Origin of the sequence: Janthinobacterium sp., from assembly GCF_031995485.1 — a bacterium.
Taxonomy (GTDB): domain Bacteria; phylum Pseudomonadota; class Gammaproteobacteria; order Burkholderiales; family Burkholderiaceae_D; genus Janthinobacterium.
Genome location: NZ_DAMAGB010000047.1, coordinates 1 through 16,147 on the forward strand (window position 1 = coordinate 1; position 16,147 = coordinate 16,147).

General features: G+C 60.2%; 15 protein-coding genes. 6 read left to right on the forward strand and 9 right to left on the reverse strand.

Annotation, left to right across the window (positions count from 1 at the left end; all coding sequences use genetic code 11):
* Positions 1-3,210: AAA domain-containing protein (locus RTQ46_RS21755; protein ID WP_312439674.1), on the reverse strand; the 3,210-nt coding region annotated here is incomplete at its 3' end.
* Between RTQ46_RS21755 and RTQ46_RS21760 the strand changes: the two genes are divergently transcribed.
* Positions 3,196-3,546, forward strand: a complete 351-nt coding sequence (locus RTQ46_RS21760; RefSeq protein ID WP_312439675.1) for a hypothetical protein — start codon at positions 3,196-3,198, stop codon at positions 3,544-3,546. The two genes, RTQ46_RS21755 and RTQ46_RS21760, sit on opposite strands and share 15 nt — an antisense overlap.
* On the opposite strand, the gene RTQ46_RS21765 is transcribed toward RTQ46_RS21760, so the two are convergent.
* Positions 3,499-5,211, reverse strand: coding sequence for a methyl-accepting chemotaxis protein (locus tag RTQ46_RS21765; protein WP_312439676.1), 1,713 nt, complete (start codon positions 5,209-5,211; stop codon positions 3,499-3,501). The two genes, RTQ46_RS21760 and RTQ46_RS21765, sit on opposite strands and share 48 nt — an antisense overlap.
* A 464-nt stretch (positions 5,212-5,675) precedes the next feature.
* On the opposite strand from RTQ46_RS21765, the gene RTQ46_RS21770 reads away from it, so the two are divergent.
* Both RTQ46_RS21770 and RTQ46_RS21775 read left to right on the forward strand, forming a co-directional pair.
* Positions 5,676-6,119, forward strand: a complete 444-nt coding sequence (locus RTQ46_RS21770) for a hypothetical protein (RefSeq protein ID WP_312439677.1) — start codon at positions 5,676-5,678, stop codon at positions 6,117-6,119.
* Positions 6,088-6,687, forward strand: coding sequence for a hypothetical protein (locus RTQ46_RS21775; RefSeq protein WP_312439678.1), 600 nt, complete (start codon positions 6,088-6,090; stop codon positions 6,685-6,687). The genes RTQ46_RS21770 and RTQ46_RS21775 overlap by 32 nt, the downstream gene beginning before the upstream one ends.
* 31 nt (positions 6,688-6,718) lie before the next feature.
* On the opposite strand, the gene RTQ46_RS21780 is transcribed toward RTQ46_RS21775, so the two are convergent.
* From RTQ46_RS21780 to RTQ46_RS21790, 3 genes are all read right to left on the reverse strand, one after another.
* The gene (locus RTQ46_RS21780; protein ID WP_312439679.1) at positions 6,719-7,258 is read right to left on the reverse strand and encodes a DinB family protein; all 540 of its coding nucleotides are present in this window, start codon (positions 7,256-7,258) and stop codon (positions 6,719-6,721) included.
* 16 nt (positions 7,259-7,274) lie between these two features.
* The gene (locus RTQ46_RS21785; RefSeq protein WP_312439680.1) at positions 7,275-7,874 is read right to left on the reverse strand and encodes a MarC family protein; all 600 of its coding nucleotides are present in this window, start codon (positions 7,872-7,874) and stop codon (positions 7,275-7,277) included.
* A 91-nt stretch (positions 7,875-7,965) separates the two neighbouring features.
* Positions 7,966-8,775: a helix-turn-helix transcriptional regulator gene (locus RTQ46_RS21790; protein WP_312439681.1), complete on the reverse strand. Its 810-nt coding sequence runs from the start codon at positions 8,773-8,775 to the stop codon at positions 7,966-7,968.
* A gap of 98 nt (positions 8,776-8,873) precedes the next feature.
* Here RTQ46_RS21790 and RTQ46_RS21795 point away from each other — a divergent pair, with 98 nt between their 5' ends.
* A complete protein-coding gene (locus RTQ46_RS21795; protein WP_312439682.1) occupies positions 8,874-9,806 on the forward strand; it encodes a DMT family transporter in 933 nt (310 codons plus the stop codon).
* A gap of 332 nt (positions 9,807-10,138) precedes the next feature.
* Positions 10,139-11,860: a methyl-accepting chemotaxis protein gene (locus RTQ46_RS21800; RefSeq protein ID WP_312439683.1), complete on the forward strand. Its 1,722-nt coding sequence runs from the start codon at positions 10,139-10,141 to the stop codon at positions 11,858-11,860.
* Between the two features lie 4 nt (positions 11,861-11,864).
* Here RTQ46_RS21800 and RTQ46_RS21805 read toward each other — a convergent pair whose 3' ends face one another.
* From RTQ46_RS21805 to RTQ46_RS21820, 4 genes are all read right to left on the reverse strand, one after another.
* Positions 11,865-13,013 carry an AI-2E family transporter gene (locus RTQ46_RS21805; RefSeq protein WP_312439684.1) on the reverse strand — a complete coding sequence of 383 codons (1,149 nt, stop codon included), beginning with the start codon at positions 13,011-13,013 and terminating at the stop codon, positions 11,865-11,867.
* 128 nt (positions 13,014-13,141) lie between these two features.
* Positions 13,142-13,624, reverse strand: a complete 483-nt coding sequence (locus RTQ46_RS21810) for an antitoxin VbhA family protein (RefSeq protein WP_312439685.1) — start codon at positions 13,622-13,624, stop codon at positions 13,142-13,144.
* Positions 13,625-13,659: 35 nt separating this feature from the next.
* Complete coding sequence (locus RTQ46_RS21815) at positions 13,660-13,827, reverse strand: hypothetical protein (RefSeq protein ID WP_312439686.1); 168 nt, start codon at positions 13,825-13,827, stop codon at positions 13,660-13,662.
* A gap of 54 nt (positions 13,828-13,881) precedes the next feature.
* Positions 13,882-15,528: a DNA cytosine methyltransferase gene (locus RTQ46_RS21820; protein WP_312439687.1), complete on the reverse strand. Its 1,647-nt coding sequence runs from the start codon at positions 15,526-15,528 to the stop codon at positions 13,882-13,884.
* 48 nt (positions 15,529-15,576) lie between these two features.
* Here RTQ46_RS21820 and RTQ46_RS21825 point away from each other — a divergent pair, with 48 nt between their 5' ends.
* Positions 15,577-16,044 (forward strand): DNA mismatch endonuclease Vsr, encoded by a 468-nt coding sequence (locus tag RTQ46_RS21825; protein WP_312439688.1) that lies wholly within the window; start codon positions 15,577-15,579, stop codon positions 16,042-16,044.
* Positions 16,045-16,147: the final 103 nt, after the last annotated feature.

Below are 16,147 nucleotides of genomic sequence, written 5' to 3' on the forward strand. Positions count from 1 at the left end.
CACCAAAAACTCATGCATCCCCGTATGCGCCAGCTGCTCGCAGGCCGGAGCAAAATGCGGCAATTGTCCCCACAGCAGCGGGTTGCCGACGATATACACGTAGTGCCGGGCGCGCGTCAGCGCCACGTTCAGCAGGTTCGGCGTGCCGGCCGCCCATTGCGCGGCGCCAGCGGTGCTGTCGTCGGCGCCCAGGATCAGCATCACCACGCTTTGCTCCTTGCCCTGGAAGGTGTGCACGGTGCCCACCATCTGGCTGGCCCATTGCCGCAGTTCGCGCGGCGTGGGCGCCTTGCCGTAGCCGAGGCGGCGGTCCCAGTCCATGTCCACGATCCGCGCGCGCAGTTCGTTGCGCACCGCCTTGAAGGGCGTGATCAGGTACATGGCCGGCAGCTTGCCGTCGCGGCGGTACAGTTTCAGCAGCACTTCCAGCACGAAGTCGAGCTGCAGCGGCACCACCTGCTTGTAGCTGACGGGGCCGATGGCGTCGATCCAGCGGCTCGAGCCGCGCGTCAGGCCGCGGCTGCCGGCCGGCGGCGTGCGCTCGGCGAGGCCATACACCATCTTGTCTTCATAGGCGATGGCGTTGGCCAGCGAAAACATCGGCTCGACGCAGCGGCGGTGCACGCGCAGCGGGCTGCCGATCCACAGCGGATGGGGGCTGGCTGCGTTGACCAGCGCGCCGTAGCGGTTGGCCCTGTCGGCCAGCGTCTGCACCGACGCGGCAGTGGGGGCGTAGCTGCCATCCTGCGTGTGCTCGGACAGCGCCGACAAGGTGTGCACCAGGCGCGGCGGCACCGTAAACACCGGTTCGATCTGCAGCGGATCGCCCACCACCACAGTTCGTTTTGCGCGCCAGATGCTGCCGACGGCCGCCTGCGGCACGGCCTGGCCCGCTTCATCGATAAACAGCCAGCCCAGCGACTCGGCGCCCATGCCCTGGAACTGGCGCGAGAACGAAGCAAAGGTGGTCGAGACCACCGGCACCGCCATGAACAGGCTTTGCCAGACCATGGCGATATGCGACTGGTCGTAGGCGCGCTTGTTTTTCAGTAATTTCGACACGGCCAGCAGGTTGCCGCCAAAACCGGGGCCTCCTTTTTTCGCCACTTCGGCCAGCCATGCCTCGTGCAGCGCCAGCGCCTTGGCAAACAGGCGCGAGCGCAGGCGCGCCAGCGCCGGTTCATGCCACAGGCCCTGGACCTGCAGCGCGTCGCCGTCGAGTTCTTCCAGCGAGGCCGGCGAGCCGATGGTCGGGAAGCGCAGGCGCGCGCGGCGCAGCATTTCCGTGCTGTCATCCCACTCGCGTTCGCGCGACTGGGCGCCGCGCAGCGCGAAGTGCAGGCTGTTGCGGGCCCGCTCGCAGCGTGGCTCCAGTTCGCCCTTCAACAGCAGTTTGATGGCCGAGATGTCGCGCGCAGTCTGGCGCTGCGCTTCGGCGTTGGCCAGCACGGCGTCCTTGAACGCGCGCGCCGGCGCGGTGCGGAACAGCTTGGCAAAAAAGCCGGGTTCGGTCAACGCCACCAGCCGTTCTTCTTCCAGCAAGTCCTTCTTGCTGGCCAATAAAGTGTCCTGCTGGGCCAGCGCGCTGGCCAGCGCTTCGTTGGCCGATTCCATTTCCACTTCGGCCGCGCGCAGCGTGTCCACGCTGGCCTGCAGGAATTCCTGCTCGCTGCAGGTGCCCACCGACTGCCACAGGCTCGCGTACTGCGCCTGCTCGGCCAATGCTTTTTCCACCACGTGTTCGGTTTCGCGGAATTCGCGCGAGGCCTGCGCAAAGCCCACGCCCTGGTAGCTGGCCAGCCACTGGCGGATATTCTGCAGGTTCGGCGTCTTGCGCGGCGTGCTCTTGTCCCAGTCGTCATCATAAAAGTTGCTGATGAAGCGGCGGCGGTTGCTGCTGTTGCCCAGCGCGCAAGAGATCATGCCCCACGGCGTTTCTTCCTCGGCCAGCAGGCGGTTGGCGCCATTGCCATCGGCTGCCACGCGGCGCGCCACGCTGTCCAGATAGCGCGTGCGCGCCCATTCCTTGCCCAGCTGCTTCGGTTTGGGCAGGTCGCCGGAAATGTTTTCCACCGCAGCATTGTTCGACGAGGCCACCACCATTTCAAAGCCCGTCAGCTCGGGCCGCAGGCGGGCGATCGTGATCGGGTCGCGCACGCCTTCGAAGGCGACGGCGACCTTGCCGATAAACGCGTCGGCGGCGCGGTCCAGGCAGGCCAGCACGCTGGCGCGGCGCACGATATTGTCGGCAAACAGTTCGCGCAGCAGGGTGGTCTTGCCGGTGCCGGGCGGACCGTTGACGGAAAAAATGCCGCGCTCCTGCAGTCCCGTGCGCGCGCCATGGATGGCGAACTGCTGCATCAAACTCATCGCATAGCTGGAGTCTTCCAGCCAGTGGCCGCGGTTCATGTTGGCCGGGTTCAGCATGGCGGCCAGCGCCTGGCGGCCGTCGGCGCTGTACAGGTCGATGCGCGCGTCCTGCGCCAGCGGCGTCAGGTAGGCCGCCAGCGAGGCCGGCAGCTTGCCGCCACGCAGTGCGCGGATGATCTGTTCCAGGTCATCGAGGTAAAAACTGTTGAGGATGTCGATCGCCGGTTCGACCGGGTCGCCAAAGTCGAGCGCGCGGTTTTCGGCCGGTTCGATGCCGGGCAGCGTGGCCTCCTTGGGCGGGCGTTTCTTGCGCGTGCGAATTTCCAGCACCGCCAGCGGCTGCGCCGACGACGGATGAAAATTGGCCCAGTCCATCAGCAGGTGCGCCAGCGCGGCGATCTCCATGCCCGACAACGGTGTCGAGACATGGCCTGCCGCATCGACCACCGGCGCCGGCGTGCGGGCGGCGGCGAAATTGCGCAGGCTGTCCTGCAGCGCCAGCTGGCTGTCGCTCCAGGCATCCAGCGTCAAACCGGCCCAGTCGGCCGTGCGCGGGCGGCCCAGCGCCCATGGCAGGGTCGATACCGACACCGGATCGAACTGCGGTTCGCCCAGTGCATTGAGGCCCAGGCGGGCAAAACACGACCGCCCGACCAGTTCCGTTTTTTCCGTGTCGGCAATGCTTTCCGCACCGGCCGGCACGGCCTTGCCGATTTCGCCCTTGTCGAACACGCCCAGGAACAGGGAAAAGCCGTCGATCTCGCGGTCCGAGCCGACCTGCAATTGCGTAAAGAACTGCGGCGGCAACTGCGCCAGCTGTTCACGATGAAGGAGACGCACGGTGGACTGGTCTTCAACTTCCGTGATTTGATTCAGGTCAAACGGTATAAAGAATTCGATCTTGTGCCAATACTCCAGGATAGCCAGGAGGCGCTGCTGTTCTGCCTGATTCATGATGACCAATATTTTGAAAAGCGAGCGGGGATTGTAAAGCGTATGCGGCCCGCGTGTTTTGCGCTTTCGTGCATTCCCGGCATTGCGGCGCAAAAAAAACCGTTGTTACAGGCGAAAAAAAGCCAGGCAGCAACTTCCAGCCTGGCTTTCTGTCACACAGCAACTGTCAGCTGCTTAAAACTCTTCCCATTCGCTGTCGCCGGGACGTGCCGTCGTAGCTGATGCGTTGGCCACAGCCTTGCGTACAGGCACGGCTTTGGCGACCGGTGCGCGTGCTGCCACCGCCGGCTTGCTGCTGTGTACCGCCGCCAGTTTCGTGGCAGGTTTGGCTGCCGCCACCGCCGTGCCGGTCTTGAAGAAGCTGACCACCTGCGCCAGTTCGCCCGCCTGCTCCTGCATGCTTTGCGAGGCGGCTGCCGCTTCTTCCACCAGCGCCGCATTCTGCTGCGTCACTTCATCCATCTGTGCGATCGCCATGTTGATCTGCTCGATGCCCAGGGTCTGTTCGTGGGTGGCGGAGGTGATCTCGCCCATGATGTCGGTCACGCGCACGATGCTGTCGACGATGTCGCCCATGGTCTGGCCCGCTTCATTGACGAGGCGCGAGCCGGTGTCCACGTTGGCCACCGAAGCGGCGATCAGTTCCTTGATTTCCTTGGCGGCCGAGGCCGAACGGTGCGCCAGGTTGCGCACTTCCGTGGCGACCACGGCAAAGCCGCGGCCCTGTTCGCCGGCGCGCGCCGCTTCCACCGCCGCGTTCAATGCCAGGATATTGGTCTGGAACGCGATGCCGTCGATCACCGCGATGATGTCGACAATTTTCTTCGACGACTGGTTGATGGTGCCCATGGTATCGACCACCTGCGAGACGATATCGCCGCCGCGCACGGCCACTTCGGATGCGCTTTTCGCCAGCTGGTTGGCCTGGCGCGCATTGTCGGCGTTCTGTTTCACGGTCGAGGTCAGCTCTTCCATGGCGGACGCGGTTTCTTCCAGCGAGCTGGCCTGTTCTTCCGTGCGCGAGGACAGGTCGAGGTTGCCGGCGGCAATTTCGCTCGATGCCGTGGCGATCGAATCGGTGCCGTGGCGTACTTGCGCCACCACGTCCAGCAAGCCGTCGTTCATGGCTTTCAGCGCGCCCAGCAGGCGGCCCGTTTCATCGCTGGAATTGACCACGATCCGCGACGACAAATCGCCCGAGGCCACCGTTTCGGCCACCGCCACGGCGGCATTGATCGGATGGGTGATCGAACGCGTGATGATCCACGCCACGAAGGCGCCCAGCAGCAGGGCCACGATGCCCAGCGCCAGCATCGAGGTGCGCGCCTTGGTGCTCAGCGCGGCCGCATCGTCGGCCGCCTGCGCCGCCTGCTGCGCTTCATAGGCTACCAGGCTGTCGAGCGCGACCAGCACATTGTTCAGGCTGGGCGCGGCTTGCTGCGTCAGGAAGGTGACGGCTTCTTCGGTCTGGCCCGCCTTGCGCAGTTCGACCACCTTGTTGTTGAGCGGCGCGCCGGTTTTCAGGGCCGCATCAAGCTGCGACATCAGCGCCGCTTCCTTGTCGGTCGACACCATCTTTTGCAGCACTTCCTTGGCCGCGCCGTATTTCTTGCGCGCTTCGCCAATCTTGTTCAGGTGCTCCTGCATCAGCGCGTCCGTCGGCGCCACCACCACGCTGGTGATCGCCAGCGTAATGCTGCGCACGTTGTCGCTCATGGTGTTGGCGGCCGCCATCTTGACGTTTTTATCGGCGACGATATCGTGCGTACGGGCGCTCAGTTGGCCCATGGAGTACAGGCCGACCAGCAGCACGGCCACCAGCAGGCCGAGAACGACGGCAAAGCCGATCCCGAGGCGGGTACCGATCTTGAATTGTGTGAGTGACATGATTGCTTTCGTGTTTCCGGAGAAAAGAGGAGGTCCATCGGCTACGGGTTAGTACTTAACGCAGCGAGGCTGTAATTGTTCCTCAAAAATCCATACGGCAATACAAAAAACTGTATCAAGTTACAAAAAAAGCAGCTACTGAAACAAGTTGTCGTGTGGAAACAACGTGGGGAGTCGCTGCAAGCAAACTCAGCTTTTTATAAACAGATTTGCTACCAGAAAATCGATGAAGACGCGCAGTATTGGCGACATATTCCGGCTACCTGGCCATAAGATATGGAAAGGCGCCGTAAGTTGCTGATATTGCCGGGGTGGCAACCGAATGCTTGACGTGTCTCGTTCCAAGTGTTTGTCCTTAACGATTCATAACGTCTTGAAATTTCTCAAGTCAAACATGTATTTATATGCTGCAATGACATATTTCGGCGACGCAGACTGGAATTTCACATCATGAAAGGACTGGAATGGGGAACATTGTGGAGATTCGGCAGCGAGCGACGCAGGTCCTGGAGTCGTGCCTGAAGCGCATGCAGGCTATCGGCTATGAGCACCATACCTTGAGCTATAGTTTTTGTCCTGATCCCAGCGTGAACGCGGGCGCTTGCGCGTCAAGTCATCAGCCGGTTGTGCACAAAATATTGCTCAATGACGGCTTGCTGGAAAAGCTGGACCATGTATCGGCTGAATGTGCCAGTTATACGACAACTCGTACGGAAGGGTCTGTTTCTGGCATCGTCAAGCAAGTGTTCTCAAAATACGTGCGGCGCGATACCCGACAATTGATCTTTGTATTTTGCCTGTCTTTTGTTTTTTTTCATGAAGTTGGTCATTTGAATCAGCAGCACCGCAGACTGCGCGATAGCCGGACTAGCGGTTTTGACAAATGCGGATTTTACCGAAGCCTTTAACTGGAGTGACATTCCCATTGGCGAAGAGGCACTGTTTCGCCAAGTCCTGGAATTGGCGGCGGACCATGAAGGAATTTGCCGCAGCCTTGATCTGGTGTTGGCCTTGTCCGGACCGCCCGATAAGCATACGCACCATCCTGAATACCTGCTGTGGATCGCCATGTTGTCCCTGACGCTGGTATTTCATGTGTTTCAGGGAACCCGTGCACCGCTGACGCCGCTGCCCGCTCGCGGCATCCACCCCCAACCCTCGGCCCGCATGATTTTCCTTATCCGCGCAACGCTCGATAATGTGCGCCGGCGAGCCGTGCATTTCAACGCAATGGATGATGCCAAGCTGGAACATACGGTCGAAGATGGCATTATTGCGGCGAGCCAGTTCTGGCATGGCTGGTTCGATAAGTTGCCGCGGGACCGTGTACCGCAATTGCACCGCCATCTGCAAGAACCCGATTTCTTCCAGCAGTGGGATGAGGAGATCACGCGCGTATGGAACGAGGTGGCCCCGCAGCTCAATGAGCAGCGTCTTTGCAAGGGTGTCCCTTTGCCGCTACGCGGACCAGATTGAGAACGGCCACGGCCCGGTGGCAAGGGGCGCGCTATAACGGCAAATGATTGGGGATGCACACCAGTAAGTCGGTGTCGCCGATGTCCACGCCGGCCTGTGACAGCAGGGTCGTCGCCTGGCCCCGGTGATGCGTCTGATGATTAAAAAAATGCATCAGCAGCGCAAAGAACTGGCGCCGGTTCGGCCCCTTGCTGTTGCGGTAGTCGAGCAGGTGGTCGAGATCGGCTTCCGTGATCGACGCGGCCCAGTCGACGATCACCTGGTCGAGCCGGTGGCGGTGCGCCTGCATCGCCGCAAAATCGTCGAACAGCGGCTGCGTCAGCGAGGTGGGCGGCGTGATGGCGCGGACCGGGTCGAGCAGGGGAAAGCCGGCCGGATGTTTCGCGTAGCGCTGCAGCCACAGCGTGTCGCCCACCATGATGTGGTTCAGGGTACCGAGCAGCGAGCCGAAGAAGGCGCCACGCTCGCGCCGCAGTTCCTCGGCCGGCAGGCTGGCTGCCGCCGCATACAGCCTCGCATTCATCCACTGGTTGTATTCGGCCATCATGCGGATATGCGCGCAGCGGCTCATGGTGTCTCCTTTGAGGTTAGACAGACTTCAGGAATGCACGGATACCGGCCAGCAGCATCTCGATCGCCATCGCCGTCAGTATCAGGCCCATCAGGCGTTCGAACGCCGTCATGACCCTAGGCCCCAGCGCGCGCTGCAATCGCTCGGCGCACAGGAACACGGCCAGCCACACCAATGCTACCGCGGTCAATCCCGCCACGTGGGCGATCACTTCATTGACTTCGTGCGAGGAAAACAGCAGCACCGTGGCCAGCGCCGACGGGCCGGCCAGCGCGGGAATCGCCAGCGGCACGATGAATGGTTCGCCGGCAATATCGTGGTCGCTGTTGCCGTTCGACGGTTGCGGAAACACCATGCGCATGGCGATCAGGAACAGGATCACGCCGCCGCCGATGCGCAGCGCGATTTCCGACAGCTGCATGGCCTTCAAAAAGTGGCGGCCGAAAAACATGAACAACAGCAAGATGCCGAAGGCGATCGCGCATTCGCGCACCACCACCTTCCAGCGCCGCTCGACGGGCACGCTTTTCAGCGCATTGACGAACAGGGACACGTTGCCGAACGGGTCGGTCACCAGCAACAGCAGGATAAAAGTCTGGAAAAAATTCTGGGTCATGTGGGTGCCAAATCAGGTTGCAAACCGGTATAGACAAGCGCGGTTTTATCAGGCTTGCGATGATAGCAAGCCCGCCCCCAATCTCCCATGATTATTGATGCGTAGCAGCATTTTTTTTGCCCGGCTGTGGTTGCGGGCGATAAAACGCCGTCGGCGTGGTGCCGAAGTGCTTCCTGAACATCGCCGCAAACGCGCTCTGGCTGGTATAGCCGTTGTCCATCGCCACATCGATCACCTTGCCGCCCTGCGCCAGCTGTTCCAGCGCCCGCAGCAGCCGCGCCTGCTGGCGCCACTGGCCGAAGCGCATGCCGGTCTGCTTCTGGAACAGCCGGTGCAGGCTGCGCTCGGTAATCGCCAGCTGCCGGGCCCAGGCCGCCACCGTCACCTGTTCACCGGGCTCCCTCATCAGCTGCGCGCAGATGCCGCGCAGGCGCACGTCCAGCGGCAGCGGCAGGTACAGCGGCAGCACCGGCAGGCTGTCGAGTTCGTGCAGCAGCAGCTGCAGCAGGTGCCAGTCGCGCCCGCCATCGGCAAAATCGGGCGCGATATCGACCGCCGCCACGATCAGCTGGCGCAGCAGCGGGCTGATGTCGAGCACGCAGCTATGGCGCGGCAGCAGCGGCGAATTGGCGCAGTTGACGAACACGGTGCGCATTTTTACGTCGCCGCTCATGCGGATCTGGTGCTCGACGCCGGGCCGCAGCCACACCCCGCGCGTGGGCGGCACCACCCAGCGCCCGCTGTCGGTTTCGATCGTCATCACGCCTTCGATGGCATGGATCAGCTGGGCATGCGAGTGGCGGTGCACCGAGATCACGTGACCGTGCGCATAGTCGACCGCCAGCGCCATGGCGCGCGCGGTGACAGGCAGCAGTTCCTGATAGTTCGATTCAATATGCATGATGCGTCAGTTTTGCGATAGCTTGCGGCATATTAGCGCGAGAAAGCGCACCGCGGCTGCGGCATGATGGTTTTCCGTAAATACACGCCGGAGCCTGCATGCTTGCCCACGACAAAATCCATCCCCGCCATTACCTCTATCCGCTGGCCGCCATGCTGCTGTGGGCCGGCAACGTGGTGGTCTCCAAGCTGGCCGCCGCCAGCATCGCCCCTGCCGCCATTACCTTTTACCGGCTGGTGCTGGTGCTGCTGGTGATGACGCCGTTCGTGATCCGTCCGCTGTGGCGCAACCGTGTCGCCATCCGCCGCCACTGGTGGCAGCTGGCGCTGTGCGGCCTGATGTCGATGGCGCTGTTCCAGAGCCTGTCGTACCGCGCGGCCGAAAGCACCACCGCCACCAATATGGCGATCGTCACGGCGCTGGCACCCCTGATGACGGCGATCCTCAGCGTGCTGCTGCTCGGCGAACGATTGACGCTGGGCATGGCGGCGGGCGGCATGCTGTCGTTCGGCGGCCTGTTGTACCTGGTGGGGCGCGGCGATGTGCTGGCGCTGCTGCACCAGGGCGTGCATGCGGGGGATGCGCTGATGCTGCTGGCCTGCCTGGTGTTTGCCCTGTACGGCGTGCTGCTGCGCCGCTGGCGCCTGGCCGTGCCCGCCTGGCAATCGATCTACTGCCAGGCCCTGGCGGCGCTGCTGTGCATGCTGCCGTTCTTCCTGCGTTTGCCCAAGGGCAGTGCGCCATTGAACGCCGCCACTGTGCCGCTGATCGCCTATGCGGGCCTGGCGTCTTCCATCCTGCTGTCGTTCCTGTGGATCGAAGGCGTCAAATTGCTGGGGCCGAACCGCTGCAGCATTTTCGTCAACCTGCTGCCGGGATTGACGGCGCTGCTGGCCATCGTCTGGCTGCACGACAGCCTGCACGCTTTCCACCTGATCGGCGGTGGCGTGTCGCTGCTGGGCGTGTTGCTGGCGCAGACCGTGCAGCGGCCCTTGTTCGCGCGAAGTGACAAACAGCAATATGGAACGTGAATAAAGAGTTGGCGCAGAAATGAATGGATTAAAAGCATGACAAGGTGGGCAGATAGACAAAAAAACGTCAGTCTCCGGTGACAAAGCGTGATTTTTGCAGCCATATATTGCCCATAGCAAATATTCCCTGTAGCCTTGCAATCAAGAAATAAAAAAATGCGCGAAAAACCCTGAATTGTTTTTCGCGCCTCTCTCCTGATACGAGTGGGCTGCCTTTTCCCTGCCGCCGCACAACACTCCGTCAACTGCATACACAGACAAATCGTTCATCCATGACGCCGGCCGTTCTACAAGGACGACTGCGCTCCTATGGGTTTGCTCAAGGAAAATTTATGTCATCCAACATCACCATCAAGCTGCGCTTGATCGTCACCATGACCGTGCTCGGCTTGCTGATCGCCATCCTGGGCGTCACCAGCATCCTGGGCCTGAAGTCGGCCAACAATACCCTGAACGAGGTCTACAGCAACCAGCTGGCCTCGACGCAAGCCATCGGCGAATCGCAGATCCTGCTGGGCCGCGCCCGCTTTACGATCGACCGCGCAGTGGTGCACCCGGAAGCGGCCGACGCCAAGGATATCGTCGCGCGCGGCGAGCAATTCATCGACTCGTCGAACAAGTCGTGGAAAGTCTACCTGGCGCTGCCACAAAGCCCGGAAGAAAAGATCCTGTCCGACGACCTGGACAAGAAGCGCAGCGACTACATCAACAACGGCCTGCTGGCGCTGGGCAAGGCCCTGCGCGAAGGCAAGACGGAACAGGCCGACGCCTTGATGATGACGGGCATGACGCCGCTGTACCGCACGATGGACGGCGCCGCTGAAAAGCTGACCCAGTTCCAGATCACGGCAGCTGCCAGCATGTATGCCGCCAGCCAGGCCAAGTACGATACGCAAGTGGGCGTGGCCATTGCCGGCCTGGTGATCGGCCTGCTGATGATCGTCGTCTCCAGCATCCTGTTGCTGCGCGCCATCTTCCGTCCGCTGGACCAGGCGCTGCGCCACTTCGACGCGATTGCCGACGGCAACCTGGCCAACGATATCGTGATCGAGCGCCACGATGAAATGGGCGCCCTGCTGGGCGGCCTGAAGCAGATGCAGGACCGCCTGTCGGCCACCGTGCGCGGCGTGCGCGACGGCAGCGGCGCGATCGCCACCGCCAGCAATGAAATCGCCTCGGGCAACCTCGACCTGTCGAGCCGCACCGAACAGCAGGCGTCGAGCCTGGAAGAAACCGCCTCGTCGCTGGAAGAACTGACCTCGACCGTGAAGCAGAATTCCGACAACGCGCGCCAGGCCAACCAGCTGGCCGTGTCGGCCTCCGACGTGGCCGTCAAGGGCGGCGCGCTGGTGGCGCAAGTGGTGGCCACCATGGGCACCATCAGCGACTCGTCGAAACAGATCGCCGACATTATCGGCGTGATCGACGGCATCGCTTTCCAGACCAATATCCTGGCATTGAATGCGGCCGTGGAAGCGGCGCGTGCCGGCGAGCAGGGCCGTGGCTTTGCCGTGGTCGCCACCGAAGTGCGCAACCTGGCGCACCGCTCGGCCAGTGCCGCGAAAGACATCAAGCAGCTGATCGAAGCGTCGGTACAGAATGTGGGCACCGGCAGCGACCTGGTCACGCAAACCGGCACCACGATGGACGAGATCGTATCGAGCATCCGCCGCGTGACCGACATCATGGGCGAAATCAGCGCCGCCGGCCGCGAGCAGGAACTGGGCATCAACCAGATCAACCAGGCCGTGGCCGAAATGGACACCGTCACGCAGCAGAATGCCGCACTGGTGGAAGAAGCCGCCGCTGCCTCCGAATCGATGCAGGAGCAAGCGGCGGCGCTGGCCGAAATGGTCAGCCGCTTCAAGCTCGACGCCAATCACAGCGCGCCGACGGCCCAGCCGGTGCTGCGCAAACCGGTCACGGCGGCAGCCAGGCCGGCTGCCGTCAAGCCGGCATTGAAACTGGCCAAGCCTGCGATGGCGACCGCTGCCGCCAAGCCGCGCACTTCAAAACCGGCCGCCGACAGCAGCGGCGAGTGGGAAGAGTTTTAAATAGTTACAGATCGAGGGCGGTGTGGTTGCGCTGGTCCAGCGCCCGCGCCGCCTCTTCGGCTGCCTTGGCGCGCGCCGCCTCGGCCGCCAGCTCCGCTTTCTCATGTGCATCATGGCGCGCCTGCAAGGCCGCCCTGGCGCGCACGAACACAATCTTGATCGCCGCCATCACCGGCACCGACAGGAAAATTCCCACCACACCACCCAACTGGTCACCGGCCAGCAAGCCGACGATGACCATCAGCGGCGACACTTCCACGCCTTCGCTCATCAGGTAAGGATTGACCACATAATCCTGGAACAAACGGTAGGCGGCAATAAAGCCGATCAGCCAGAACACGTGCTCGAAGCCGCTGAAGCCGGCCACCACCACCGCAATCACGGCAGCGCCGAGCGGACCGGCAAACGGAATAAATTCCAGCAGCGCCGCGGCCCCCGCCAGCAGCAGGCCGTACGGCACGCCCATCAGCGAAAACGCCACGCTGTAGGAAATAAAGGTCGCGATCGACAGCAACAGCAAGGCGCGCACATAGCGCGACAGCAGGATGTCGAGGTCATCGATGATGGCGCCCCACAGTTTTTTGTTCGGGCGGTTCAACAAGGAAAGCAAGCCGTCGCGCATGTCCGGCCCTTCCTTGATCAGCAAAAAGCTCAGCACCGGCACCAGCACCAGATAAATCAGGTTGCTGGCCGCATGCATCACCGTCAGCCCCAGCTCCTTCGCCAGCGGCATCGCCTGCCCCGTGCCGCTATTGAGCTGCGCCTGCATGAATGCCAGCATCCGCGCCCGCAGCGGCTCCATGAAATCCGGCAGCGGAATGCGCTCGGCAAAGTTGTTCCCCTTGAGCAGCGTCGGCAACTGCTCGCTGAGCTTGATCGCCTCGTCCTCGATGCGCGAGCCGAACACCGATCCCAGCACCGCCACCAGCAGAATCACCACCAGGAACACAATGCCGATACTGGCCGTACGCGGCAGGCGTTTCGGCCCATAGCGTTCCAGCAGCCCGATCAACGGATACACGAGGTAGCTGAAGAACACCGCGAACACCACCACGATCAGCGTCGACGACACCTTGTATGTGATGAACAACAAAAATGCGACCAGAAAAGCCGTCCACACCATCTTGGCGACGCGCAGGTTAAAACCGAACATAGAAGGTCCTTGGAGAGAAAACTATCCAGGCTGCTACAAGCCTGGATACAAAGAGTGCGCGAAGCAGGGGCGGGGCAGGGCGGCACGATAGGAAATCATACCGCAGAATGGCAAAGTGCTATTTTCATTTACGGCTGAGCAATTTTCGCTCGCACTGCCGCCAGATATTCATCCATGCTGATTTCACCATTCGCCCAGCGCAGGCCTTGTTGTGCAGCCTCTTCGCTGATCTTGCCGCCAGACAGCTCGACATTCGCCCGCGCAAAATCGAGCGCCTCATGGCGCTTGCGTTGTTCCGCGCTCATTCCTGGCCGTTCGAGGTTGCGCTGCCTCTTCATTTCCTCGTAATCAGGGAGGCTGGCCTCATATTGCTCACGCATGCGCTGGAAGGCGGCGGCGTCGCTTTCCTTGGCTTGGCGTAGTGCTTCGTGTTCTTGCGCTGTGGTGAGAGACTCGGGAGCATGATCGACGAGGTCGGTCAGAGAGACAGTGCCTTCGATAAAGTGGTCCAACAACGCTTCCTTTTCAGGTGCCGCAACTCCTCCCTCTTGGGCAAAGCGTGCGCGCATTTGCGCGACACGCACGGCACGTTCTTCTTTGGATGTGGTCATTATTTTCTCTTCACGTGTCAGCGTCGACGTTTCGATCATTGGCTACATATTTCGTCATGGCAATCAATGCGCGTAATACTGGGGAACGCCACTTTTTCTGTAAACATCACCAACCTCAACATCGCTGTTGGTCCGGTTTGGAGCTGATCATCAGCAAGTATATGCAGCAGTTTTATGCTTTCCGCGCTGTTGTTGGCGCGCATCTGACTCTCTAGTTTACCGTGATCAATCTGGAGAATTGACGTCGCTCGTTGAGATCAAACTTCAGCCGCCTGCTGAGTGTTTTGCATCCACATATCTTGTTGCGCAGGAGTTGAGATACCGGCATCTGCGCCGCATAACAATGCGTACACAATGTCGCCAATTTTTTTTGCGAGAAGAGGTGGAACAGCATTTCCTACTTGGTGGAACTGTTCGGTTCTATTCCCTTGGAAAAAATAGTTGTCCGGGAATGTTTGCAGTCTTGCCGCTTCCCGGACGGTCAGACTTCTGCACTGCTTTGGATCGTAATGGATGAAATAGTGACCATCCTTGGATATATGACTGGTAATCGTCGTAGCTGGTCGCCCGCGCAACTGAACACGGAAGCGATCAGAGAACTTGCCCGTTTCCCAATTATCATGATTAGGTCTCAATCCCTCCAGTGAGAATTCGCCATGCCCTTTAGGCGACCAGCCAAACGCCTCGGCAAATGCCGCCGCGTATGCATAGCGCCGCAGATCTGTGCGCATATGTCCCCGTGCGTCATGGTTCAGCCAGACCGTAAGCTTTGGATCGTGATACCAGCCATCGAGTAATCTTGGGCTTTCCACATCCTCCTTCAGGATACCAAGCTGCCTGTTGCCTGTGCCGAGTCCTCGTTTGATCGAAACAGATGCCTCCTTGAGCACCTCCTGCAATCCAGCATCGCCATGGCCGTCCCTCACCTCACGTGCCATCTCGCTGAAATGGTTTGCAACCACGTCGCCCCAGCCCTCATCCGAATCAGGCTCTTTGCTGAGCCGGCTGCGTAGATTGGGAAGAGAACCAATAATTTGCTCGACTGTAACCTCACCTGCTTTCTCGATCTGACCGGGAGTACCCAAGCCGATGCCTTCGCGCACACCGATAAGTATCACACGGTGTCGTGCCTGTGGTATTCCATGCTGTTCTGCCTTGATGACGAAATCGTGCACATCGATGTTGCGTGGGGAGTCCTTCGCGGAATAATTGGTTGCGCACGTAAGCGAATGGATGCGATACCCAGTTCCGGAAGCGGGCATTTTCATTGCCTTGTCAGGATCCGAAAGATCTTCAAGGATCGTCTCGAAGATCTTTTTTCCACCAACAGTTGCTGTAAGGATACCCTTTACGTTTTCCATTACGAACACTGCTGGACGGTATTTCTGAATAATTCGCAGGTATTCCTTATAGAGGAAATGACGATGATCCTTTTCGGGACGGTATTCGACGTTGCTTCGGTTGCGAGCCCGTCCCACGACTGAGTACGCCTGACATGGCGGGCCGCCGATCAACACCCATGGCGTGTCCGGACCAAGCTTGTGAGCGGAAATTCTCCGGTCAAGCACATCGTTATCATTAGGCTTCCCCAGCTCCAGCTGTAGGGCTTCTTCGCCTGCCTCCACCCATGCATCATGGTTGGTTTCGTCGTACGGGCATTCTGACTCGCCGTTGCAAAAGCGATAATATGAATCAGTGGAATTTCCACTTCGACGTTTGAGTAGACGATAGAAAGCCCTCAGACGAAGTGTACTGTGCGCAGAGGAACTCATTTCTGCCGATACAATTATTCTGAAAGGGTCACTTTCTAACGACGAAAATCCTTCACCAAGGCCTCCCGGGCCAGCAAAGAGGTCAACGATAGGAATATTTCCCGTAAAACTGGATTTCTGTTTGATGAGCAACTTTGCCTTAGATAAAAACTCGTATAGACACATAGGATACCAGGAAAAATGGACGTAGTCGATGCAGCTACTCGGTCCAGAATGATGTCAGGGATTCAGTCGAAAAATACCAAGCCCGAAATGACCGTGCGACGATACCTTCATGCGCAAGGCTTCCGCTACCGGTTGCACGCTCGCGATCTTCCTGGGTCGCCCGATCTTCTACTGCCAAAATACCGCGTAGCGATTTTCGTGCACGGCTGTTTCTGGCATCGACACACTGGCTGTCGGTATGCGACCCAACCTGCCTCAAATATCGAACGATGGAAAACGAAGTTCCAGAGCAACGTGGAACGCGATGTCAAGAATCTTGCTGCGTTGCAGGAAAAGGGATGGCGCGTGCTCGTTATATGGGAATGCGAGCTCAAGCGTGAATCGCTGGACAGGCTTCAACGGCTTGCTCGCGAAATAAGTCAGAAAAACGTTGATCAGCCACCTTCATCGGTTTCTGAATGCCGTTCGCACACTTTTGTATAAACGAGACACGATTCAGATGCTTGTTGTGACTTGCAGAAAGATGTATTCTAGAAAAGAAGTTGCGAACGGTTAATCTTTAGTAGGCCGAGCTAAATCATCGATT